A 22471-nucleotide genomic window follows, 5' to 3' on the forward strand; every position below is an offset into this window, starting at 1 on the left:
CCGGTTGGTGGCGAGGGTCGATCGGCGGCGGGAACCGGTCGGTGGCGAAAACGGTCGGTCCTCTCCCCGTGTAGCGGCCGCCGTCCCCCGGTGGAATTTTCTTTACAACACCGGTTGTAAACCACCTTAATTATATTAATGATCGTTCCTCACGTACGCAGTATGTCTGGCAACGACAGCGAGACCGGCGTCTCACGGCGGCAATACATCACGGCAACCGGCGCGATCGGCGTGACCGGGCTAGCGGGCTGTTCCGGCGGCGGCGACGGGGGATCCGGCGGAACGACCGGCTCGTCGGGCGACGAGATCGGCGGGACGGTCACCGTCTTCTCCGGGCCGCAGTTCGTCGACGCCGGGTTCCCCGAGGTCCTGCACGAGGCGGGCGTGCCCGACTCGATCACGATCGAGATGACCCGGCCGCCGCAGGACACCGGCAGCAAGCAGCAGCAGCTCCGGACCGCGATCAACGCGGAGGAGTCCGACCCAGACCTGGTGTTGACGGACAACGGGTGGACGATCCCGTTCATCGTCCGCGGCGACCTGGTCAACCTCGAAGAGGAGATGGACGAGGAGTTCATCTCCCGCGTCAGAGAGGAGGGCGTCCAGTCGATGATCAACACGGGGACTCACCCCGAGACCGGCGACCTGTACTCGGTCCCGGTGTTCCCGGACTACCCGACCATCACCTACCGGAAGGACCTGTTCCGGGACGCGGGCTACGGCGACTCCGACTTCGAGACGTGGCGCGGGGAGCCGCCGACGTGGGGCGAGTTCTCGCAGATCGTCTCCGAGGTCATGAGCGGGGCCGACGTCGAGTACGGCCACCTCTGGCAGGGGAACAACTACGCCGGCCTGGCGTGCTGCACGTTCAACGAGTTCCTCACGAGCATGGGCGGCGCCTTCTTCGGCGGGCAGGACAACCTCTTCGGTCCGATCGGCGACCGCCCCGTCACCCTCGACACGGAGGAGTCGATCGACGGGGTCGAGGCCGCGGTCGACACCATCCACGGCACGGGGAGCGCCCCGATGGACATCGCGGCCATCTCCCCGCAGGAGGTGGCCGGCTGGTCCGAGCCCGACACGAAGAGCACCTTCGAGAGCGGGGCCGCGGTCACCCAGCGCAACTGGACCTACTCCATCGGCGGGGCCGAGACGGCCTTCGAGGGGACGGACATGGAGCTCGGCGTGATGCCGCTCCCGGCGGGCCCGAACGGCTCCTGGCACGCGCAGGGCGGATGGATCATGTCGATGAACCCCTTTACCGACAACATGGCGTCGGCGAAGGAAGTGATCAAGGCGTGGTGGGAGGACTCGGTCCTCGAGTACCAGTTCGACACGGCGAACTTCATGCCGCCGAAGCCGTCGCTGTACAGCTACGTCGAGCAGAGCGACACGTACGGGCCGTACTTCGAGGCGCTCCAGTACGCGGCGGAGAACCTCATCCCCCGGCCGACGACCTCGGTGTGGCCGAACCAGCGGAGCATCGTCGCCAACGAGGTCAACGCGGCGCTCCGCCAGGAGAAGAGCCCGCAGGAGGCGGCGGCGGCGATGCAAGAGCAGATCTCGGCGATAGAAGAGCAGTCGGGGTGACGACCGCCGACGAGTCGGCTCCCGGGGCGTCTCGCGTCTCCGGGAGGTGATCCGTATATAAAACAAACAATAATGATAAATATTCGCACGATATACAAGGGGTCGATGCTCGGACCACGACGGGCGATCGGACGCGGAGGTGGAGGTCGCCATGGCGACTGAACAGGGGCGGCCGGAGATCGCCGAGGGATCGGGCGGGGTCCTGACGCGGCTCGGGACGTGGACGGAGAACCTGAGCGAGCAGGCGTACGCGTACCTGCTGTTGGCTCCGGCGTTCGTCGTGCTGCTGCTGTTCGCGTTCTGGCCGCTGGCCTCGGCCGTCAGGATGTCGTTCTTCGCCGACGTGATCACCGGCGGCAACCTGGGGGAGTTCGTCGGGCTACAGAACTACGTCCAGCTGCTCACGAACACCAACGCGCTCGCGCCGGCGGCGTTCGTGGACCCCTCGTTCCAGACGCCGATCCTGGAGCAGGCGCTGTTCGTGACGGTCCTGTTCGCCGTGTTGAGCGTCACGGGCGAGACGCTGCTCGGGTTCCTCTACGCCATGCTGATGAAGGCCGAGTACAAGGGCCGGCGGCTCGTCCGGCTGCTCATCATCCTGCCGTGGGCGATCCCGATCGTCATCCAGGGGATGATCTTCTTCCTGCTGTTCCGGCCGGGGTACGGACTGCTGACCGAGCCCCTCCAGCAGCTCGGGATCTTCTCCCAGCTCCCGCTCAACACGACCTTCGACAGCTTCGTGATCGTGACGGTGGCGGACATCTGGAAGACCTCGGCGTTCATGGCCCTGCTGATCTTGGCGGGGTTGGAGAGCGTCAATCAGGACCTGTACGAGGTGGCCGACGTGATGGGCGCCTCCCGGTGGCAGCGGTTCCGCTACATCACGTTCCCGCTGGTGTTCCCGGTGTTGATGGTCGCGATGCTGTTCCGGACGATGGGCGCGCTGCGGGTGTACGGGATCATCGAGTCGACCACCGTCGGCTGCTCGACGGTCCCGTCGATGACCTGTCTCGTCACCCAGCTGATGTTCGGTTCGGCGACGCTGTACGGCTCCGCGGCCGCCGTGAGCGTGCTGATCGCCATCGTCGTCGGACTGTTCATCATGGTGTACCTGATATTCATCCGACAGAGCAACCAGAGCCTGGGGTTAGCGTAACATGAGCATCGACGCACGCAACCACGAAGACGCGGAAACGTTCGACGGATCGGGCGACGAAACGGGCGGCGACGGCGAGAACAAGTCCCGCGTCGGGCGGTGGGCCGACGACTGGATCCGAAACCCCGAGAAGGCGTACGCCGTGATGTTAGTGTTCCTCGGCGGGGTCCTGCTGACGACCTCGCTGTTCCCGCTGTACTGGCTGTTCAACGTCGCGATGGCGCCGCCGGGACAGACCGACATCCCGCTCGTCCCGACGACGATCGACCTGTCGGCGTTCGTGCAGGTGTTCGTGCAGGTCCCGTTCGCGCGGTTCATGTTCAACAGCCTGTTCTACGCGTTCACCGTGACGGTGTTCGTGCTCCTCGTCGGGAGCCTCGCCGGGTACGCGTTCGGGCGCCTGGAGTTCCGCGGGAAGACGCCGCTCCTCTTCTCGCTGTTGGTGCTCAGCTTCTTCCCGCCGGCGACGCTGTTCATCCCGCTGTTCCGGGCGTTCAACCAGCAGGTCCCGATGCTCGGGCTGTTCACCCTCCCGGTGGAGCTGTACGGGACGCCGGGCGCGGTCGTCACGCCGCTCAGCGCGTTCACGATGCCGCTGGCGATCTTCATCCTGACGACGTTCTACGGCCAGATCCCGGACGGGCTCGAAGAGGCGGCCAGGGTGGAGGGGACGACGCGGCTCGGCGCGCTGTTCCGCGTGATCATGCCGCTCTCGGCTCCCGGGGTCGCGACCGCCGGCATCCTCACCTTCATCACGGTGTACACGGAGTTCTTCTTCTCCTTTTTGATGACCGGCAACAGCGCCGCGGAGTGGGCGCCGGTGGTCGACGGCGTCATCGCGTTCCAGACGCAGTACACGGTCCGGTACGACCTCCAGGCGGCGGCGAGCCTGATCGCGATCGTTCCGGTCGCGATCCTCGTCGTCGTCGCACAGGACAAGATCATCAGCGGCCTCACGCAGGGCGCGCTCAAGGAGTGATACCACATGGCACGAGTCAAACTCACGGACGTCACGAAACAGTACGACGACGTAACGGCGGTCGACAACATGAACCTCGACCTGAAGGACGGCGAGTTCATCTGCCTCGTCGGTCCCTCGGGCTGCGGGAAGTCCACGACGCTCGAAACGGTCGCGGGGCTCACGAAGCCGACGTCGGGGGAGATCCTGATCGGCGACCGCGAGGTGACGAACCTCCCGCCGAAGGATCGCGGCATCGCGATGGTGTTCCAGAACATCGCGCTGTTCCCGCACATGGACGTGTACGACAACATCTCCTTCGGGCTCCGCCTGCGCGACTTCCCGAAAGAGGAGATGGACGAGCGCGTCGACGAGGCGGCGCGGGTCGTCCGGCTGCAGGGAATGCTCGACCGCATGCCGAGCGAGATGTCCGGCGGACAGCGCCAGCGCGTCGCGATCGCGCGGGCCATCGTCCGCGACCCGGACGTGTTCCTGATGGACGAGCCGCTGGCGAACCTCGACGCCAAGCTGCGCGTCAACATGCGGACCGAGCTCCAGCGGCTCCACAAGCAGCTGGACACGACGATCATCTACGTCACCCACAACCAGGCGGAGGCGATGACGATGTCCGACCGGATCGCGGTGCTCAACAAGGGCGAGCTCCAGCAGATCGCCCCGCCGCTCGTCTGTTACAACCAGCCGGCCAACCGGTTCGTCGCGGGCTTCATCGGGTCGCCGTCGATGAACTTCTTCGACGCGAGCGTCGGGGAGGACAGCCTCGACGCGAACGGCTACTCCGTCTCCTTCGACACCGCCGCGATCGACGGCGTGGGGACCGGCGACCCGGTCGAGGTCGGGATCCGTCCGGAGGACATCTACCTCACGGACAACAGCGCCGAGGCCGCGGACCCGAGCCGAGCGTTCTCGGTCGAGACCGACGTGCTCGAACCGATGGGCGACGAGATATTCGTCTACTTGAAACCGATCCTCGAATCGGTCGACGAGGAGACGGCCGACTTCGAGGAGCGACAGGGACTGCTGATGAGCGTCGACCCCGCGACCGACATCGGCGAGGAGGAGGACGTCGACGTCGTCTTCGACCGCGCTCGGATCCACCTGTTCGACGACCGGACCGGCGACGCGATCTCGCACGGCGTCGTCTCCGAGGCGGACATCGAAGCCGGCGAGGACGGCGTGCAGGCCGACTGAGCGTGCCGGTCGTCCCGCTCTCCACGCGTGGTGTCGCATGACGCGTGACGTCCTCGTCGCCGGCGAGACCCTGATCGATTTCATTCCGGACAGTCCCGGGTCGCTCGGCGACGTCGAGTCGTTCTCCCGACGGGCGGGCGGGGCGCCGGCCAACGTGGCGGTCGGCCTCGCGCGGCTCGACCGGACGCCGTGGTTCTGCACCGCGCTCGCCGACGACCCGTTCGGCGCGCACCTCGGGGACGTGCTCGACCGCGAGGGGATCCCGGACCGGTTCGTCACGGCCGTCCCCGACAGTCGGACGGCGCTGGCGTTCGTCTCGCACGGTCCCGACGCCGACCGGGAGTTCACCTTCTACCGCTCGGACACGGCCGACAGGCGCCTCGACACGAGCGTCGTCGACGACGAGACGCTCGAATCGGTCGACACCGTCGCCGTGGGCGGCGTCACGCTGACCGCCGAGCCGGCGCGATCGGCGACCTTCGACCTCGTCGAGCGGGCTCGGGCCCGAGGCTGCCGCGTCTTCTTCGACCCGAACGTCCGCCCCGAGCTGTGGGAGACCGACCCGGCCCCGACGGTCCGGCGGATGCTCTCGGCGACGGACGTCCTCAAGGCGACCCGCGAGGACCTCGACGGCGCCGGGCTCCCGGCCGCGCCGCGGGAGATCCTCGACGCCGGACCGGACGTGCTCCTCCTGACCGAGGGCAGCTCCGGCGCGCGCCTCGTCAGCGACGAGGGCGCCGCGTGGGGCGCCGGCGAGTGGTCGCATCCCGGCTACGAGGTGGGCGACGTGGTCGACACGACCGGCGCCGGCGACGCGTTCGCCGCGGGCGCGATCGCCGCGCTCACCGACGGCGCCGGTCCGGACGCGGTCCTCGCGTTCGCCAACGCGGTCGCCGCCCTCTCGACGACGCGGGGCGGCGGGATGACCGCGCTCCCCGACCGGGGGACGGTCGCGGAGCTGGTCGACGGGTCGTGACCCGGTCCCGGTCGGGGATCGACCTCGCGCCGCGGCCCGCGCTCACTCGCCGGGCTCCTCGGCGGTCGCCGTCCCCGCGCGCAGCGGCGGGTAGTCGTCGGCGCCCTCGATATCGGTGACGACGAGGCGGTTCGCTTCGAGGTCCTCGACGACGGCGTTCCAGCCGCCGACGCTGACCCGCTCCTCGCCGGTGTCGACGTCCAGCATGACCTGTCCGGCGACCTGCGGGTCCGACTCCTTCCCCTCCACGACGGACCGGACCCCCTCGACGGTACCCGTGATCGTCCGCGGCTCGCCGGCGTTCAGGTCCGTCCCCTCGATGCGGACGGTCATCGTCGCCCCGGACTCGATGATCGGCCGCGCCTCGCGCACCAGCTGGCGGATGTCGACGTACTCGATCGGCGGCGTCTCCCGGCGCTCGGTGTGTATCGGCGTCCCGTGCACCCACAGACACGTCATGAAGAACCAGTGGAAGACGAACGTGTACTCCTCGTCGTTGACGAGCACCCCGTACTGATTGACCGCGTCGGGGTGGTGCGAGAAACAGGCGCTCTGCCGGTCGACCGAGGCGACGAACGGCGCCGGCAGTCGCCGGTACCGCGCCTCCCGACAGAGTCCGGCCACCGACTCGGTCGGCGGCGGATCGCCGCCCGACTCCGTGTAGACGAGGAGGTGGACGACGACGCCGCGCTCGTGGGCCTCCCGCAGCGAGTCGCGAAGCCGTTCGAGGTGTTCGGGCGTCACGGAGAGGTACACGCGCGTCTCCGCCCGTTCGATGAACAGCCGCGCGCGGTCGATGACGGTCTGGAACTGCTTGACGATGCTCGCGCTGGACCGTTCGAGCGGCGGCTGCTCCCACCGCTCTTCGATCTCGTCCGCCGCGGTCTCGAACCGGTCCGCCCTGTTCCGGAGGTCGTCGAGGACCTCGGCGGGGCTGTGTGCGCGCGCCTTGAGGCTTCCCTGTTCGTACTTCTCGACGTACTCGCGCTCGGCCAGGGCGTCGATCACGTCGTAGACGCGCGCGTTCGGGACCCCGCTCGCGTCGGCGATGTCCGTCGCCGACGCGGTCCCCAGCTCGATGAGCGCGACGTACACCGCCGCCTGGTACGGCGACAGCCCCGCGTCTTCGAGCGTCTCAGTCAGCGAGTCCGTCTCCATGGCCGCCCCTACGCGGGTGACGACTAAGTATTGTCGCGCCGGGAGGCCGAGGGAGACGGCGGGCGCCGCCCCGCGGGCGGTCAGACCGAGACGTCGACCGCCGCGACGACGTCCCGCGACGAACGGCCGACGAAGAGCGCGTTCTCTCCCGTCGCGAGCGTCCAGCCGGCCCCCTCGTCGTAGTACTCGAACGCCGAGCGGTCGACCGACACCTCGACCGCGCGCCGCTCGCCGGCCTCGATCGTCGCCGCCTCGAACCCGACCAGTTCGCGTTTCGGCGTCGGCACCGGAGCGGCGGTCTTCCCGGCGTACACCTGGACGACGGCTTTCCCCCGGCGGTCCCCGGTGTTCTCGACGGGGACCGCGACGGCGAACCCGTCCGCGTCCTCGGTCACCGACGGCTCCCCGTAGGCGAACGCGGCGTACGAGAGCCCGTGGCCGAAGGGGAAGCGGGGGCGGACGCCGCGCTCGTCGAAGTACCGGTAGCCGACGAAGACGCCCTCGTCGTACCGGGCCACGCCGTCGACTCCCGGGAACGCCGCGTCGTCGCTCGTGGGGTAGTCGGCCGCGGTGCGCCCGAAGGTCACCGGGAGGCGTCCGCCGGGCTCGGCGTCGCCGAAGAGCAGGTCGGCGAGCGCCTCGCCGTCGGCCTGCCCGGGGTACCACGCTTCGAGCACGGCGTCGACCGCGTCCGCCCACGGCGTCTCGACGGGACCGCTCGTCCGGAGGACGACGACCGTCCGGTCGGCGACCCCGGCGACCGCCTCGATCAGGTCGTCCTGTCGGCCGGGGAGGGCGAGCCCCGGCCGGTCCCGGAACTCCGTCGCGTCGTCCTGGACGACGACGACGGCGCAGTCGGCCGCCGCGGCCGCGTCGACCGCGTCGTCGACGCTCGGGTCGGGCGCCGCGTCGCCGGTCCCCGCGTCGAACACCCGCGACTCCGACACCGGCTCGATCCCCCGTTCGACGGCGACCGAGACGTCCCTGGCCCCGATCCCCTCGACGGGGGAGGTCCGGACGAAGGGCGACACCTCCGAGGAGCCCCCGCCGCCGAGCTTGGCGGCGTCCGCGTTGGGGCCGATCACCGCGAGCGAGTCGACCCCGTCGAGCGGGAGCACGCCGTCGTTCCGGAGGAGGACCGCGCCCTCCGCGGCGATCTCGCGCGCGAGCCGCCGGTGTGCTGCCGTGTCGAGTTCGCCCTCCGGCCGGCTGCCGAACCGCCCGATCGAGGCCATGCCACGCAGGACCCGCCGGACCTTCTCGTCGACGACGGCCTCGTCGAGCTCGCCCGACTCGACGGCCTCGCGGAGTGGCTCGCCGAACAGCGCCGGCACGTCCGGGACCGGCGGCATCGCCTCGGACGCCTCGCCGAGGTCGACGTCGTCGGGAGCGAACGCCTCGGGGGAGATCCCGGGCATCTCGACGTCGAGGCCGGCGCGCGCCGCCCCGACGGTGCTCCGAGTGCCCCACCAGTCGGAGACGACGAAGCCGTCGAACCCCCACTCGCCCTTCAGCACGTCCGAGAGGAGGCGCTCGTGGTCGCTCATATGCGTCCCGTTGACCCGGTTGTACGCGGTCATCACCGACGTCACGTCCGCCTCCTCGACCGCCGCGCGGAACGCCGGCAGGTAGATCTCGCGGAGGGCCCGCTCGCCGACCGCCGCGCTGACCTCGTACCGGTCCGTCTCCTGGCTGTTCGCGACGTAGTGTTTGACCGTCGCGCCGACCCCCGCCGACTCGACGCCGTCGATCGCGGCGACGGCGGTCCGCGCGGTCAGGTGGGGGTCCTCGCCGTAGTACTCGAAGTTGCGCCCGCCCGTCGGCACCCGGGCGACGTTGACTCCGGGCGCGAGCACGACGTCTTGACCGTGGGCGGCCGCCTCCCTGCCGAGCGCTCGGCCGAAGCGACGGGCGAGCGAGGGCCGCCACGTCGCGCCGAGCGCGACCGAGGCGGGGAACGCCGTCGCGCGCCCCCCGTTCACCCGGACGCCGAGCGGTCCGTCGACGAGCGCCAGCGGCGGGATATCGACGCGGTCGACGCCGGGGAGGTAGCCCGTCGCCTTCCCCTCGGGGTCGACGGCACCGTGAACCAGCCGGAGCTTCTCGCCGAGCGTCAGCTCGTCGACGACGGCGTCGATCTCCCGTTCCATGCGCCCCGCCTTTTCACCGGACCTCCTTTGCTGTTTCCACGCGTTGCGGTGCGGAGACGACGGTGGCCGGAGCCGACACCCGACGGAGTCAATCGGGAAACGGGAAACCCGATCCGTAATTTACCTGAACAATCCTTATAGTTATGTGTGACCACTCCCCACGGCTACTCGTATGTACGAGATGGACGGCGAGGAGATCTTCGTCATCGACGGCCACGTCCACATGTGGGACGCCCGGGAGGAGAACATCATCCACGAGGGGGGCGAGCAGTTCCTCCAGTGTTTCTACGACTACCACACCGGGTTCACTCCCGAGGAGGAGCAGTGGGACATCGACACCTACCGGCATTACGGCGCCGACAGGATGACCGAGGACCTGTTCGGGAACGCGGCCGCCGACATGGCGATCTTCCAGCCGACGTACCTCGACGACTTCTACGACGAGGGGTTCAACACGACCGAACAGAACGCCGAACTTGCCGAGGAGTACCCGGAGCGGTTCGTCCTGAACGGGAGCTTCGACCCGCGCGACGGCGAGGAGGGACTCCGCTACCTCGAACACCTCAAGGAGGAGTACGACATCCCCGGCGTGAAGCTGTACACCGCCGAGTGGCGCGGCGACTCGAAGGGGTGGCGGCTCGACAGCGACGACGCCTTCGACTTCTTAGAGAAGTGCGCGGAGCTCGGCATCGAGAACATCAACGCCCACAAGGGGCCGACGATCCGCCCGCTCAACCGCGACGCGTTCGACGTGGAGGACGTCGACGACGCCGCCTCCTCGTTCCCGGAGCTCAACTTCATCGTCAACCACGTCGGCCTCCCGCGGCTCGACGACTTCTGCTGGATCGCGGCCCAGGAGCCGAACGTCTACGGCGGGCTCGCGGTCGCCTCCGCGATGTCGACCCACCGCGAGCGGAAGTTCGGCGAGATCATGGGCGAGCTCCTCTTCTGGCTCGGCGAGGACCGGATCCTGTTCGGCTCCGACTACGCGCTGTGGAACCCGGACTGGCTCGTCGACCAGGTGATGAACGCGGAGCTCACCGACGAGCAGCGAGACGAGTACGGGGTCGAGCTCGACGTCGACACGATGAAGAAGATCATGGGCGAGAACGCCGCGGAGCTGTACGACATCGACATCGAGGCGAAGAAGCGGCAGTTCCGCGACGACGACATCACCGAGCGGTTCGACCTCGGCGCTCACTACGGCGGCGACGCGGGGGCCGCGGCGGACTGATGTCGGGGAGCAGCGCAGGCCGGACGGGCGACGCCGGCGGGGATCCGACCGGCGACCCCGCCACCGACTCCGGCGGGGATCCCACGGGAGTACGGGCCGTCAGGGAGCGACTGGACCGCGTGGAGGACCCGGAGCTCGCCCGCTCCATCGTCGAGCTGGACTACATCGACGCGATCGAGGTCGACGGCGGCCGCGTCGAGGTCCGGTTCACGCTCCCGACGGCGTGGTGTTCGCCCGCCTTCGCGTGGATGATGGCGGTCGACGCCCGCGACGAGGTCGAGGCGCTCGACTGGGTCGGCGAGAGCCGGATCGAGCTGTGCGACCACATGCACGGCGAGGAGATCACGACGGGAGTCAACGCCCGCGACGGCTTCGGCGAGACGTTCCCGGACGCCGACGGCGGGGTGGCCGAAGTCCGGGCAGCCATCGCCGACAAGGCCCGCGTCTCCACGCAGCGCGAGGCGGTTCAGACCCTGCTCGACGCGGGGGCCGACCCCGAGCAGGTCGTCTCGCTCGTCCGCTCCGACCTGACGGTCGCCGGGGACGAGGCGCACGTCGACCTCGGCGGGTTGTCGATCGTCGTCGACGCCGCGCCGATCGCCGACTACCTCGACCGCGTCACGACGAGCGGGCACGTGACGGCGCCGGACGACACGCTGTTCCTGACGCCGGAGGGCGACCCGATCCCGGCCGACCGGCTGGACGTGGTCCAGAAGCGGTCCCGGCTCGCGAGCGTGAACATGGGCGGACAGGGCGCCGTCTGCGACGCGCTTCACCGCGCGCGCCACGGGCCCGACGGCCCGGACGGGTCCGGGGCGTCGTACGTTGACCGGTCGGACGCCGACGGGTCGCTCGCGTACGACGGCGACGTCGACGAGTTCACCTCGACCTGGACGCTCTCCACGGACGACTGAGCCGCGGCCGGGTGGTCGTCGCCCCGCCGCCGCGCCCTCCCGGACTCAGCGGATCGGGCCGAGTCCCCCGAGTCCGCCGCCTCCCGACTCGCCGTCCTCGTCCGGTTCGCCGTGGCCCTCCTTCTCCAGCCCGTGCCGGCCGCTCGCGGCCCACTCGTCGCGGTCCCAGCCGCACTCCGGGCACTCGCCCTCGCCCCAGTCGAACGGCTCGCCGCAGCCGAGGCAGGCGTTCTCCGTGTTCATAGCTCACGATACGCACGCGACGACAAAAGCGTTCACAACAGCTCGCGGAACTCCCCGAGCGGCGGGAACCGAAGGGGTTCTCCGCGGCCGCCTCCCTCGCCGTCCGCGCCGCCGGCGTCGTCCGCGTCGTCCCCCGGGTCGACGACGACCGGCGCCAGCCGGTCCGCGTCGGTGACGAGCGGGGAATCGAACGCGTTCGTCCGCATGTCGTTGACGGCCACGCCCGGCGCGAGCCGGGTGAACGCGGGCAGCACGAGCAGGTCGGCGCCGCGGTAGGCGCCCTCGCCGCGGAGGAAACACGGGCGGCGGTCGCCCTCGATCTCGATCGTCGGGTGGACGTGGCCGATCACGTACCGGTCCCCCCTCGCCGACGGCGCCTCGTGGCCGTGACAGACGACGGTGCGAGGGGCGTCCGGGTCGGCGTCGACCGCGCTGTCTCCCTCCCCGTCCGCCGCGCCGAGGACGTACTCCTCGCGTATCGGGCCGTCCCACGCGCCCGAGAGGGCCGCGTCGTGGTTGCCCGCGACGAGCTCGCAGTCGGCGCCGCGCCCCTCGCAGGCGTCGCGGAGCGCAGCTAGCGTTCCGCGGCTCCGGTCGGTGACTCGGTCGAAGGTGTGGACGACGTCGCCGGCGACGACGACGGTCGCGGGGTCGAACCCATGCAGGAGCGCCGTCAGGCGGTCGACGAGGTCCTCGCGCTCGCCGATCGGGAGGGAGACCGCGGAGGCCTCTCCGCGGCCGACGTGGAGGTCGGCGACGACGAGCGCGTCGTGGCGGTCGAGGTACGCCGCGCGCTCGGCGAACGCGACCCCCGTCACCGGCCGAAGCCCGCCGGTGGCTCGGTGCGGTCGGCGCGGGCGGCGGGTCGCTTCCGGGCGCCCTCCTCGCCCGCGCCGCCGGCGTGGTTGCGGGCGGTCGCGTACGCCTCGCGGACGCGCCGGAACGACTCCTCGTCGCCGCCCTGGTCCGGGTGGGTCTCCTTGACGCGCTCCCGGTAGGCGCGCTTCACCTCGTCGGCGTCGGCGTCGCGGTCGACGTCGAGCTCCGCGAACGCCGCGGCGACCGGGTCGCGACCGCCGCCCTCGGCGGCCGGATCCGGCCCCCAGTCCGGCTCGATCACGTCGAACGGGAGGCGACGACCGAGCCCGCGCCCCGGCATCTCGTGCTCGCAGAGGACGGTGTAGACGCCCTCGCCCTCCAGCCGGAAGTAGTCGTGCGCGTCGAACGTGATGGCGACCTCGCGCTCGGGGAGGTAGAAGGGGACGGCCACCTCGCCGAGCGCGTGGTCCTCGCTGAACCGCTCGTCGATCGCGGTCAGGTACTCCCGGATCTCCTCGCGTCGTCGCTCGTCGCCCGCTGCGGTCCGGTCGCCGTCGGCCGCGGCGACGCTCGGGGCGACGAACCGGTTGCCGAGATAGAAGGCGAGCGCCGCGAGCGCGGACGCGACCCCGCCGAGCGCGATCCCTATCAGGATCCACGGCGGCACCACGCTGATGAGCTCGACGACCACGCCCCCCGTAACGGCTCGGCGCCTATCAACCCCTCGCCGGGCCGGCGGTCCGACGAGGGACGCGCTCCGGGCCGGAGCCGACCGATCGGGAGGACGGCGCCGGCGTCAGATCATCCCCTTCGACTCCAGGCCGTCGAGGATGTCGTCGACGAGCTCCTCCGCGGTGGCGTAGGGGAACTCCTGTTCGCTGCCGAGCTTCGCGGCCAGCTCCATCGCCGTCAGGCTCACGTCGCCGGCCTCGAACCGCGTCGCCGGGCCGTCCGGGAGCGCCGGGACGAGGTCCATCTGGTTCTCGACGGGGAAGTCGGCGCCGCCGAACGCGTCCAGGAACTGTTCGCGGAGTTCCGCTCTGACGTCGCTCATACAGTTCCTTCCCGCAAGCCGCCGCAAAAGGGTTGCGGAACAACGGTAAACGAGTTTGCTATTTGCAAGCGACGACGAGGACCCGGCGAGAGAGCGCGAGGGCGTCGCCGGCGGGGCGCGGGAGAGGGTTAGCGTCGGGGCGCGGGAGCGACGACGGCGGCGTCCGAACCGGCCAGTCTTTGTCGTCGGGCCACAACCCCCGTCCATGTCGTTCGACTTCGACTTCGACCTGCTCCGAGAGCTGACCGAGGCCCGCGGGGTTCCGGGGTACGAGGACGACGTCCGGGAGATCGTCCGCCGCGAGTTCGCCGACGTCGCCGACCGGGTCCGCACCGACGCGATGGGGAACGTGGTCGGGACGGTCGAGGGCGACTCGGACTACTCGGTCGCGGTCGCGGCCCACATGGACGAGATCGGCTTCATGGTCCGGCACGTCACCGACGAGGGGTTCGTTCAGGTCGATCCGCTCGGCGGGTTCGACGCGCGGGTGCTCCGCGCCCAGCGCGTCACCGTGCACGGCGAGGAGGACCTCACCGGCGTCATCGGTTCCGTGCCGCCGCACACGCTCACGGACGAACAGAAGGAGACGGAAGACGAGGTGAAAGACGTCTTCATCGACCTCGGGCGCGACCCGGAGGCGGTCGAGGAACTCGTCGGCGTCGGCGACCTCGTCACCCTCGACCAGACGACGACGCGGATGGGCGACCGGGTGACGGGGAAGGCGCTCGACGATCGGGTCTGCGTGTTCGCGATGCTTTCGGCCGCCCGCCGCATCGACGACCCGGACGTGACGGTCCACTTCGCGGCGACGGTCCAGGAGGAGGTGGGGCTCCGGGGCGCGAGCGCGCTCGGCGTCGACGTCGACCCCGACCTCGCGGTCGCCTTGGACGTCACCGTCGCCAACGACGTCCCCCAGATCGGCGACCCCGCCGACGCCGTGACCGAGCTGGGCGAGGGGACCGCGATCAAGCTCAAGGACTCCTCGGTGATCACCAGCCCGAAGGTCCACGGTCGACTCACCGACGTGGCCGAAGCCGAGGGGATCGACCACCAGCACGAGGTGCTGCCCGCGGGCGGCACCGACACCGCCGGGTTCCAGAACACCGCCGGCGCGAAGCCCGTCGGCGCCATCTCGGTCCCGACGCGGTACCTCCATACCGTCACCGAGACCGCCGACGGCGCGGACATCGAGGCGACGATCGACCTGCTCACCGCGTTCCTCGACTCCGAGACCGGCGAGCACGACTATACATTATAAAGACAACGCGGTGGCGCGCACCTGCGAGCGCCCATCTGGGCGCGAGCAGAGTGCGCGAGGGAGTCGGTCGCCCGGAGCGAAGCGGAGGGCGACCGACGAGGCTGGGGAGGCGTGAGGTGCGGTTGCTGTGCGGGGCGGGACTCAAAGGGGCAGCCGCGAGGAGGACGGAGGCGACGCAAGCACTGGAAGGAGCGAGCATCGCGAGCGACTGAAGCGCACAGCGAGCGTGCGTCCTCCTCGCGGCTGGGGCTTTGGAGGTGTTCACCGACGACCTCGCAGTAGCTGTTTATAAATAACCGGCCGGGGCTTCGGTAGACCTCACCTTCACGCCAAACACGTCCCGACGAGCAATTCGGTCATCTCTCAGATAGTATCGCCGGACTGCTTACGCTCTTCCGTAGGAGATTGTTGATACAGTTCCCTCGAAGGTGGTGGTGATGGGAAATGACTGGTAGACCACTCAGATAGATGATTCTTATCTAGATTGCCTGATACCAGAATCGCAAGACGGCACTACATCAACAATGTCCTACACATGAGCGGACTGCTTATTACCCGCCGCCCGAACGGGCGTACGTGGACGAACTCGTCGTGAGCACCGAGGTGTACGCCGACCCCGAGGAGGTGTACGAGTTCCTGCTCGACTTCCCGGGCTACGCGCGCTACTCGAAGTACCTCGACGACGTGCGGACGGTTCAAGGGGACGGCGGCCCCGGTACCCGCTACGCGCTCACCTTCGCGTGGTGGAAGATCACCTACACGGCTCACTCGCGGGTGACCGGCGTCGAGCCGCCCGAACGGATCGACTGGGAGATCACCAAGGACATCGACGCCGGCGGCTGCTGGCGCGTGACGCCGCCCGAGTCGGACGGCGGTGCCGAGAGCCGAGACGCCGAGGCGGATCGCGCCGACTCGCCGGCCTGTGAGGTCGCGCTCGAAGTCGAGTTCGATCCCGGGTCGGCCAGCCCGGACGCGCTCGACCTCCCGCGGCTCGTCTCCTTCGACTGGGTGTTGAAGAAGGCGATTCCGCTCATCCGGACCGAGGCCGAGCGCGTGGTTCAGCGCGCCGTCCGCGACCTGGAGGGGTCGACGCGCGACGTCGACCTCGACGTGTACGTCGACTCCGAGCGGATCTGAGGTCGGCGGCCCGCGCCCGCGAGACGGGAGCCCCGTCATCGCCGAGTCGAAGGCCTTAATATATCAAGCGGGGAACGATGGAACGCCTCCGAGGGCTCGTAGATCAGTGGTAGATCATCCCCCTGGCACGGGGAAGGCCCGGGGTTCAAATCCCCGCGAGTCCACTCGACTCACTTCGTCCGTCTCCTTCCCTCGCGTGGTCCCGTTCGCTGGCGTCGCCGGCGCTTCGCACCGGCTGCAAGAGGGACCGGAGGTCCCTCTCCGCTCACGGGACCCCCGCGAGTCCGCCCGCTTCGCTCGTTGCCACGCCCAGCCCCTTCCTACGCCCCGCTCCGCTGCTACGCGTCGCCGACCCACCGCAACAGTTCACGCCGATGATCGAGCAGCGTTCCGAGATGATCCGTCTCAGCGGTCGTGAGCCCGACGCCGCTCTCGTCCGCGAGCGCCCGGACGGCCGACAGCGGCGCGTTCTCGTCGCGGGTCCCGTGCCAGGCGCGAACGGGGACCGGGGCTCGGTCGAGACCGGACCACTCGTCGCCGAACGAGTGGTTCTCCCGGGCGACCGCCGCCGCTCCCTGCCGGAGACCCTCGTGGAAGTCGTCGGCGACCGCCCGCGAGACGGCCTCCGACACCGAGCGGTCCGTGTACTGCCCGACGACCGCGCTCGGCCCGGCGACCGACGCGTACGCGCCCGACAGTCGGAACAGGGCGCGAACGGCGAACGGGACCCGAGACAGCCTCACGAGGCCCACGTCGGCCGGCGGAACGACGGCGCTGACCAGCCCGACGCGGTCCACCCGGTCGTCCGCGGCGGCCGCGAGCGCGAACGGCCCGCCGCCGGAGAAGCCGACGACCCCGCCCCGCTCGACCGACTCCGCATCGAGGAGCGCCGCGAGGTCCTCCCGCCAGTCCCGCGGGGTCCAGTCGTCCGGCGGGGGCGACGAGCGCCCGTACCCCGGCCGGTCCGGAACGACGAGTCGGACGCCCTCCGCGGCGGCGGCGTCGGCGAGCAGCGACCCGAACAGCCTGGACCCCGGCGTCCCGTGGTGCGCGACCACCGGCGTCCCGTCGCCGTCTCCGCCGACGGCGTAGGCGAGCGTCCGGCCGTCCGGCAGCGTACACGTCTCGGTCGCGAGCGCGGCGCGGCGGACCGCGCGCGGCGAGTTCCGTCGCACGTCCCGGTCTTCCGCTCCGGCGGACATAACCGGTCGGGAACCCCAAACCGCCGTTTTACCCTCCGCCGGTTCGGTCCGTCCCGCGCTCGGCGACTGACATCGGTGTTACCGCGGACTCATGAGGGACGCTCCCGTGGGTCACTGTATGCCGACGCACGAGGTCACGGCGGAGCGGCCGGACAGCCTGCTGCACGCGACCGGCTGGGACCACGTCACGCTGATCGGGAGCAACGCGGACGACACGGTCGCCTTCTACCGCGACGTGCTCGGGCTTCCCCTGGTGATCAGACAGCCCAACCTCGACCGCGAGGAGGTCGAACACCTCTTCTTCGACGCGGGCGACGGGCGGCTGGTCACCTTCTTCGTCGACGAGTCCCGCGACTCGGTGGAGACGCAAGACCCCGGTATCGGCGCGGTCCACCACCTCGCGTTCAGCATCGATCCGGAGGAGCTCCCGGCGATCCGCGAGCGCCTGCTCGACGCCGGCCACGAGGTGAGCGAGTACGACCGCGGCGCCTTCCACTCGCTGTACACCCACGACCACAACGGGCTCGTCATCGAGCTCGCCGCCGACAAGTTCGACGTTCCGGACGACCGGAAGGGCGAGGTGCTCGCGCACGCGCAGGCGGCCCGCGTCGCCGCCGGCGACGAGTACATCGCGACCGAACACTTAGAGGTCGCGCTCGAAGAACTCGGGCTCCCGGTCGAGCGGTACGACCTCCCCGACGCCGCGACCGGCCGGGACTTCTGAGGCCGCGATGGGGCTCAGAGAAGCGATCCTGGAGTTCCTCGCGTGCGACGAGGCGAGCGCCCGACGCGCGTTCCGCGATCTCCTCGCCCGCGGCGACGTCGACGGCCAGGACCGCGCTCGCCGGCTCGACCCCCGCGATCTCCCCTGGAGGGGTTCGGAGACGGCCGCGCCTCCGGCGGTCGCCGAGGACGGTGACCTCACCGAGCGCGACCGACGCCTCATCGAGCGCGTCCGGCTCCTCGACGACGCGCCGGTCGGCGTCACGCTCTGCGGGCCGGCGTACCGCGACACCCCGATCCGGTACGCGAACCGGACGTTCCGCGAACGCACCGGCTACTCGCTCGCGGAGCTCCGCGGGCGTAACCCGCGGCTGTTACAGGGCCCGGAGACGGGAGCCGACGCGGTCGAAGACCTCCGCGAGGCCGTGTCGATCTGGGAGCCGGTGACCGTCGAGATCCGGAACTACCGACGCGACGGGACCCCGTTCCTGAACCGCGTCTCGCTCCGACCCCTCCCGGGCGACGACGGGACGATCACGCACTGGGCCGCCGTGCAGGAGGCGGTCGACGGGTCGGACTGAGCGCGCCGCGTCCGGACCGACCGCGTCGACCCCCGACCGTCGGCCCTACCGCAGCGTCGACGTCGGCACCACGGACGGCAACACCCCGCCGCCGGTGGCGTCCTCGATCACGGCCTCGGCGACGTGCTCGCCGCTGAGCAGGCACATCGGCATCCCGATCCCGGGGTTCGTGTACGCGCCGACGTAGTAGAGCCCATCGACGCCCGGCGCCCGGTGCGCCGGGCGGAGCGGTCCGGTCTGCCCGAGCGTGTGCGAGAGCGCGAGGGCGGTGCCCCGCGGGGCGTTGAAGCGCTCGCGGAAGTCGGCGACGCAGGCGGTCTCCTCGAAGACGATCCGGTCGCGGAAGTCGACGCCGGCGTGCTCGGCGAGGTCGTCGAGCACCAGCTCGCGGAAGCGCTCGCGGGTCTCCGGGTCGTCGTCGAGCCCGGCCGCCAGCGGGACGAGGACGAACACCGCCTCGTGACCCTCGGGCGCCGCCTCGGGATCCGTCTTCGAGGGGACGTGGACGTAGTAGGCCGGGTCGTCGGGCCACGCCGGGTCGTCGAAGATCGAGTCGAAGTGCGGCCGCCAGTCGGTCGGCAACACGAGCGCGTGGTGGTCGAGGTCGACGTCGCCCTCGACGCCGAAGTACATGAGGAACGCCGAGGGGGCGTACGTCCGCGACTCCCAGTACGCCTCGCGGCGGGCGTGCTCGTCGGGGAGGAGGTCGCGCTCGACGTGGGGCGGGGCCGCGTTGGCGACGACGCGGTCGAACCGACCGGTCGACGCCGAGCCCCCGGACCCGGCTCCGGACGGGTCGAACTCCACCTCGAACTTCGGGCCCGCCGCCGCGACCGACGGCTCGATCCCGGTCACCGGCGTCTCCGTGCGGATCTCGGCGCCGAGGTCGGTCGCGAGCGCCGCCATCCCGTCGACGACGCTCGCGATCCCGCCGGTCGGGTGATAGACGCCGAGGTTCATGTCGACGTGGCTCATCAGCGTGTAGATGGCCGGCGTGTTGTACGGCGACCCGCCGAGGAAGACGAGCTTGTACTCCGCGATCTGCCGCAGCTTCTCGTGGTCGAAGTAGTCGCCGACGTAGTCGTCCATCGCCTGGAGCTTCGGGAGCGCGCGCCCCGAGCGCAACACGTCCGCGTCGACCAGGTCCCGGAGCCGCGACCGGCTCGGGTAGACGAACCGGTCCATCCCGAGCTCGTACGCCTCCGCGGCGTCGTCGAGGTACGCGTCGAGCCGGTCGCCGGCGCCCGCCTCGTACGACTCGAACAGGGCCTTCTGTCCCTCCCGGTCGGCGGGCATCGTCGCCCGGTCGCCGTCCTTCCAGACCACCTCGTAGAGCGGGTCGAGCTCGGTCAGCTCGTAGAACTCGTCGGTCGACCGCCCGAAGTGACCGAAGAAGCGGTCGAACACCTCCGGCATGAGGTACCACGAGGGGCCGGTGTCGATCCGGAAGCCGTCGCGCTCGATCCGGCCGGCGTACCCCCCCGGATGCTCGTTGCGCTCGAACACCGTCACGTCCGCGCCGGCGTCGGCGAGGTACGCGGCCGCGGAGAGGCCGCCGAACCCGGCGCCGACCACCGCGATCTCCGCGCCGGCGAGGCGCTCGTCGTCGCGTGAGCCAGGGCTCATCACCGGACGGTACGCCCTCCGAGGGGTTCACCCCCTCGCCATACTATGTGGGCCTTTTATATCCGTCCGCCGGCGCCCGACCTCGGTTCCTCTCCAGCGCTCCTCAGTCCCCGTCTCCTCCCGGCGTCCGGTCCTGCAGTCGCCGGGCGGCAAGCACGAACAGCCCGGTCCCGACCAGGTAGAGCCGCCAGCCGGCGCTCGCGACCGGGAAGATCCGCTCGACCGGCTCCTCGACCTCGTCGGCGGGATCGCGCGGCTCGACCGGGTTGTTGACGTGGACCGTCTCCGTGGTTCCCGTGGCCCCGGCGTCGACCGCCCGGCGCCCCGTCTCCGGGTCGGTCCGCAGGTCGACGAACGTCTGGACGAAGCCGTCCGCGGTCGACAGCAGTATCTCCCCGTCGAGGGCGTAGAACCGGTCCCGGAGCGGCCAGAGGACGTTCACCCCTTCGAGGTGGACCCAATCGAGCGAGACGTGCGCGAAGACGTGGACGAACAGGCCGACCCACGCCACCGCGATCCACCGCTCCGCGAGGCGCTCGCGGAGCGCGGACCGCTCGCGGAGGCGGGTGTCGTAGTAGAGCAGCGCCGCCGCCGCCGCGGGCAACACGAGGTTGTGTCCCACCGTGCGGTGCGCTCCGGACATGACGAACCCGAGGAAGCTGTCCGCCTCGGGGATCACGACGACCGCGAGCAGGACGGCGAGCGCCCGCCGGTCGTAGTAGTCGCCGAGCAGCCCGGCCGCGAGCAGCAGCGCGAAGCCGGCGTGGACGACCGAGGAGACCATCTACCGGCGCACCTCCGCGTCGTCTCCGGTCGGGTTCGACCGACCCGTTCGGCCCGTCCGACCCTCCCGCCGGAACCGCACCGACAGCGACGCGACCGCGCTCGCGACGACGACCAGCTGCCACCCCGCCCGGACGAGGTCGAACTCGCGGTCGGCGCCGAGCGAGAGCCCCGTCCCGCCGTCGGGGTTGATCCCGGTCGAGACGACGTACGACTCCGTCGTCCCGAGCGTCTCCAGCGGGAGGATCCCCGGCCCTTGCCCGCCGAACGCGACGAACGTCTGGACGACCCCGTCCTCGGTCGAGAAGAGGAGCCCCCCGTCCACGAGGTAGTAGGCGTCGTGGAGCGGGTACAGCAGGTTCACGCCCTCGCCGCCGAACAGGTCCGGGCCGACGCCGGCGACGAGGAACGCCGCGAGCGCGACCCACGCGATCCGGACGCCCCGTCGCCCGGCCCGGCCGCGGAGCCGGGACGCGTCGGCGACCCGGGTGTCCCAGTAGAGGGCGACTCCGGCGGCGAGCGGGAGCCAGACGGCGTGGAGGAGGGCGTTCGTCGCGCCCGGGACCGCGAGGCTCGCGACCGCGTCGAGGTCCGGGAGGACCGCGCTCGCGACGACGACCGCGACCGAGCGCCGGTCGAACGCGGCGCCCAGCAGGGCCGCCGCGAGCAGCGCGCCGAAGGCGGCGTTGACCAGCGACGGTGCCATACCCACCCTGACGACCGCACGCGAATAAGTCGCTCGGGGAGCGGTCCCCGAGTCAGCCGGAGCCGTCGTCGCGTCCGCCGGACTCCCGGTCGGCGGCGTCGCCCTCGGGGTCGTCGACGAAGTCGAACTCGCCGTCGCCGTCGGGATCGACCCCGCCGTCGTCGGAATCGTCGCCGTCGACGTCGGAATCGTCGCCGTCGACGTCGGGGGTCGGGTCCCCGTCGTCGTCGGAGAGCTGGGCTTCGGTGGCATCGGCGTCGTCGACGGCGGGCGGCTCGTCGCCGGCGCCGGAGACCGTCCTCCGCGACCCGGTCGGCTCGGGCCGGCCGAGCAGCGCGAGGGCCATCCGGCGGGCGACGTACGCCACGAGGTTCGCGAGGTGGAGCGCGAGGAGGACGCCGGCGACGCCGATCGGCAGCGCGACGAGCGCCTCGGGGAGCGTGTCGATCGCCCACGTCACGGGCTCGCCGTTGACCTCGGCGAACTCGGCCTCGAAGGGGTACCGGAGGGGCGCGACGACCAGCGGCAGCGCGCTCGCCAGCAGGAGGAAGGGGACGAACGCGAAGAGGCTCACCCAGAACTTCAGCGAGAGGAACCCGACGCCCGCCCACGTCGAGCGCGCGTCGACGTACGTCCTGACCCCGGCGAGCGCGCCGTCGGCGTCGGCGAGGTCGTCCGGGCGCAGCAGGTGGGTCCCGAGCAGGGCGTTCGCGAGCCGGCGCTCGAAGCCCGCGGCGAGCCGGGCGCCCATCAGGGTCACGAACAGGACCACGAGCCCGACGAGGACGACCGAGAGGGCCAGCCCGACCCCGACGCCGAACGCGAACAGCGCCGAGTAGGCGAACCCGAGCGGGGCCGCGAGCAGGAGGTACAACAGGTGCCTGTACGTTCGACCGTCGGCGACGACGCCGACGACCGGGAGGTCGGAGGGGCTTCTGCGGGAGACCATACGCGCTCGGAACCGGTATCGCTGCCGACATAAATCGGTCGCTCT

At 70.7% G+C, this 22471-nt stretch carries 22 protein-coding genes and 1 tRNA gene; 12 read left to right on the plus strand and 11 right to left on the minus strand.

The genetic code is table 11. From position 1 onward, the window contains the following. Positions 1-162 precede the first annotated feature (162 nt). The 5 genes from ACFQMF_RS05100 (at position 163) to ACFQMF_RS05120 (ending at position 5889) form a co-directional block, all read left to right on the plus strand. Positions 163-1590 carry an extracellular solute-binding protein gene (locus ACFQMF_RS05100; RefSeq protein ID WP_256408641.1) on the plus strand — a complete coding sequence of 476 codons (1428 nt, stop codon included), beginning with the start codon at positions 163-165 and terminating at the stop codon, positions 1588-1590. A 151-nt stretch (positions 1591-1741) separates the two neighbouring features. Then, positions 1742-2746: a carbohydrate ABC transporter permease gene (locus tag ACFQMF_RS05105; protein ID WP_256408640.1), complete on the plus strand. Its 1005-nt coding sequence runs from the start codon at positions 1742-1744 to the stop codon at positions 2744-2746. Between the two features lies 1 nt (position 2747). After that, positions 2748-3725 carry a carbohydrate ABC transporter permease gene (locus ACFQMF_RS05110; protein ID WP_256408639.1) on the plus strand — a complete coding sequence of 326 codons (978 nt, stop codon included), beginning with the start codon at positions 2748-2750 and terminating at the stop codon, positions 3723-3725. Between the two features lie 6 nt (positions 3726-3731). Continuing rightward, positions 3732-4913, plus strand: coding sequence for an ABC transporter ATP-binding protein (locus ACFQMF_RS05115; protein WP_256408638.1), 1182 nt, complete (start codon positions 3732-3734; stop codon positions 4911-4913). Between the two features lie 37 nt (positions 4914-4950). Then, positions 4951-5889: a carbohydrate kinase family protein gene (locus tag ACFQMF_RS05120; RefSeq protein WP_256408637.1), complete on the plus strand. Its 939-nt coding sequence runs from the start codon at positions 4951-4953 to the stop codon at positions 5887-5889. 42 nt (positions 5890-5931) lie between these two features. On the opposite strand, the gene ACFQMF_RS05125 is transcribed toward ACFQMF_RS05120, so the two are convergent. After that, positions 5932-7047, minus strand: a complete 1116-nt coding sequence (locus ACFQMF_RS05125) for a TrmB family transcriptional regulator (RefSeq protein WP_256408636.1) — start codon at positions 7045-7047, stop codon at positions 5932-5934. An 80-nt stretch (positions 7048-7127) separates the two neighbouring features. Then, on the minus strand, positions 7128-9197 hold the full coding sequence (locus tag ACFQMF_RS05130) for a beta-glucosidase (protein WP_256408635.1): 2070 nt from the start codon (positions 9195-9197) through the stop codon (positions 7128-7130). Positions 9198-9369: 172 nt separating this feature from the next. Between ACFQMF_RS05130 and ACFQMF_RS05135 the strand changes: the two genes are divergently transcribed. Continuing rightward, positions 9370-10431, plus strand: coding sequence for an amidohydrolase family protein (locus tag ACFQMF_RS05135; RefSeq protein ID WP_256408634.1), 1062 nt, complete (start codon positions 9370-9372; stop codon positions 10429-10431). Further along, complete coding sequence (locus ACFQMF_RS05140) at positions 10431-11345, plus strand: metal-sulfur cluster assembly factor (RefSeq protein ID WP_256408633.1); 915 nt, start codon at positions 10431-10433, stop codon at positions 11343-11345. Before ACFQMF_RS05135 ends, ACFQMF_RS05140 begins: the two co-directional genes overlap by 1 nt. A gap of 45 nt (positions 11346-11390) precedes the next feature. Here the strand turns inward: ACFQMF_RS05140 and ACFQMF_RS05145 are convergent, their stop codons facing one another. From ACFQMF_RS05145 to ACFQMF_RS05160, 4 genes are all read right to left on the minus strand, one after another. After that, positions 11391-11588: a hypothetical protein gene (locus tag ACFQMF_RS05145; protein ID WP_256408632.1), complete on the minus strand. Its 198-nt coding sequence runs from the start codon at positions 11586-11588 to the stop codon at positions 11391-11393. A 32-nt stretch (positions 11589-11620) separates the two neighbouring features. Continuing rightward, complete coding sequence (locus ACFQMF_RS05150; protein ID WP_256408631.1) at positions 11621-12406, minus strand: metallophosphoesterase; 786 nt, start codon at positions 12404-12406, stop codon at positions 11621-11623. Beyond that, positions 12403-13098, minus strand: a complete 696-nt coding sequence (locus ACFQMF_RS05155) for a J domain-containing protein (protein ID WP_256408630.1) — start codon at positions 13096-13098, stop codon at positions 12403-12405. Before ACFQMF_RS05155 ends, ACFQMF_RS05150 begins: the two co-directional genes overlap by 4 nt. A 105-nt stretch (positions 13099-13203) precedes the next feature. Next, the gene (locus tag ACFQMF_RS05160) at positions 13204-13461 is read right to left on the minus strand and encodes an MTH865 family protein (protein WP_256408629.1); all 258 of its coding nucleotides are present in this window, start codon (positions 13459-13461) and stop codon (positions 13204-13206) included. 205 nt (positions 13462-13666) lie between these two features. Here ACFQMF_RS05160 and ACFQMF_RS05165 point away from each other — a divergent pair, with 205 nt between their 5' ends. The 3 genes from ACFQMF_RS05165 (at position 13667) to ACFQMF_RS05175 (ending at position 16020) form a co-directional block, all read left to right on the plus strand. Next, entirely contained in the window at positions 13667-14719 is a 1053-nt protein-coding gene (locus ACFQMF_RS05165) for a M42 family metallopeptidase (protein ID WP_256408628.1), read from the plus strand. Positions 14720-15295: 576 nt separating this feature from the next. Beyond that, entirely contained in the window at positions 15296-15856 is a 561-nt protein-coding gene (locus ACFQMF_RS05170) for an SRPBCC family protein (RefSeq protein WP_256408627.1), read from the plus strand. A gap of 92 nt (positions 15857-15948) precedes the next feature. Further along, positions 15949-16020: transfer RNA gene (locus ACFQMF_RS05175), tRNA-Ala, on the plus strand. A 174-nt stretch (positions 16021-16194) separates the two neighbouring features. Here ACFQMF_RS05175 and ACFQMF_RS05180 read toward each other — a convergent pair. After that, the gene (locus ACFQMF_RS05180) at positions 16195-17031 is read right to left on the minus strand and encodes an alpha/beta fold hydrolase (RefSeq protein WP_256408626.1); all 837 of its coding nucleotides are present in this window, start codon (positions 17029-17031) and stop codon (positions 16195-16197) included. Positions 17032-17176: 145 nt separating this feature from the next. Between ACFQMF_RS05180 and ACFQMF_RS05185 the strand changes: the two genes are divergently transcribed. Then, entirely contained in the window at positions 17177-17782 is a 606-nt protein-coding gene (locus tag ACFQMF_RS05185) for a VOC family protein (RefSeq protein ID WP_256408625.1), read from the plus strand. A gap of 7 nt (positions 17783-17789) precedes the next feature. After that, the gene (locus ACFQMF_RS05190) at positions 17790-18362 is read left to right on the plus strand and encodes a PAS domain-containing protein (RefSeq protein WP_256408624.1); all 573 of its coding nucleotides are present in this window, start codon (positions 17790-17792) and stop codon (positions 18360-18362) included. A 45-nt stretch (positions 18363-18407) separates the two neighbouring features. On the opposite strand, the gene ACFQMF_RS05195 is transcribed toward ACFQMF_RS05190, so the two are convergent. The 4 genes from ACFQMF_RS05195 to ACFQMF_RS05210 form a co-directional block, all read right to left on the minus strand. After that, positions 18408-19988 carry a phytoene desaturase family protein gene (locus ACFQMF_RS05195; protein WP_256408623.1) on the minus strand — a complete coding sequence of 527 codons (1581 nt, stop codon included), beginning with the start codon at positions 19986-19988 and terminating at the stop codon, positions 18408-18410. 103 nt (positions 19989-20091) lie between these two features. Continuing rightward, entirely contained in the window at positions 20092-20772 is a 681-nt protein-coding gene (locus ACFQMF_RS05200; RefSeq protein WP_256408622.1) for a metal-dependent hydrolase, read from the minus strand. Then, positions 20773-21477 (minus strand): hypothetical protein, encoded by a 705-nt coding sequence (locus tag ACFQMF_RS05205; protein ID WP_256408621.1) that lies wholly within the window; start codon positions 21475-21477, stop codon positions 20773-20775. A gap of 52 nt (positions 21478-21529) precedes the next feature. Beyond that, positions 21530-22426 (minus strand): sensor domain-containing protein, encoded by an 897-nt coding sequence (locus ACFQMF_RS05210; protein ID WP_256408620.1) that lies wholly within the window; start codon positions 22424-22426, stop codon positions 21530-21532. Positions 22427-22471 lie beyond the last annotated feature (45 nt).

The sequence above is a fragment of the Halorubrum rutilum genome (genome assembly GCF_042665015.1).
Classification (GTDB): Archaea; Halobacteriota; Halobacteria; order Halobacteriales; family Haloferacaceae; genus Halorubrum; species Halorubrum rutilum.